Origin of the sequence: Escherichia sp. WS3227_2 (assembly GCF_046486495.1) — a bacterium.
GTDB lineage: Bacteria > Pseudomonadota > Gammaproteobacteria > Enterobacterales > Enterobacteriaceae > Escherichia > Escherichia coli.
The window spans coordinates 1-627 of the sequence record NZ_JBJQLG010000054.1 but is presented as its reverse complement, the minus strand read 5'-3'; the positions used below and the strand labels follow the sequence as shown (position 1 = coordinate 627).

Genomic DNA, 627 nt, shown 5'->3' with positions numbered 1-627 from the left:
TTACCGACGCTTATCGCAGATTAGCACGTCCTTCATCGCCTCTGACTGCCAGGGCATCCACCGTGTACGCTTAGTCGCTTAACCTCACAACCCGAAGATGTTTCTTTCGATTCATCATCGTGTTGCGAAAATTTGAGAGACTCACGAACAACTTTCGTTGTTCAGTGTTTCAATTTTCAGCTTGATCCAGATTTTTAAAGAGCAAAACTTCGCAGTGAACCTTTGCAGGTACACTCTGAAGTATTTTTTATTTAATCACTACAGAGATGGTGGAGCTATGCGGGATCGAACCGCAGACCTCCTGCGTGCAAAGCAGGCGCTCTCCCAGCTGAGCTATAGCCCCATAACATGTAGTTAAAACCTCTTCAAATTTGCCGTGCAAATTTGGTAGGCCTGAGTGGACTTGAACCACCGACCTCACCCTTATCAGGGGTGCGCTCTAACCACCTGAGCTACAAGCCTGTAGAGGTTTTACTGCTCATTTTCATCAGACAATCTGTGTGAGCACTGCAAAGTACGCTTCTTTAAGGTAAGGAGGTGATCCAACCGCAGGTTCCCCTACGGTTACCTTGTTACGACTTCACCCCAGTCATGAATCACAAAGTGGTAAGCGCCCTCCCGAAGGTT

General features: G+C 47.4%; 2 tRNA genes and 2 rRNA genes. All 4 read right to left on the bottom strand.

Annotated elements, in window-relative coordinates:
• Window positions 1-84 (bottom strand): 23S ribosomal RNA (locus tag ACJHXB_RS24780); the annotation flags it as partial.
• Between the two features lie 183 nt (window positions 85-267).
• Window positions 268-343: transfer RNA gene (locus ACJHXB_RS24775), tRNA-Ala, on the bottom strand.
• A gap of 42 nt (window positions 344-385) precedes the next feature.
• A tRNA-Ile gene (locus tag ACJHXB_RS24770) sits at window positions 386-462 on the bottom strand.
• 68 nt (window positions 463-530) lie between these two features.
• Window positions 531-627 (bottom strand): 16S ribosomal RNA (locus ACJHXB_RS24765); the annotation flags it as partial.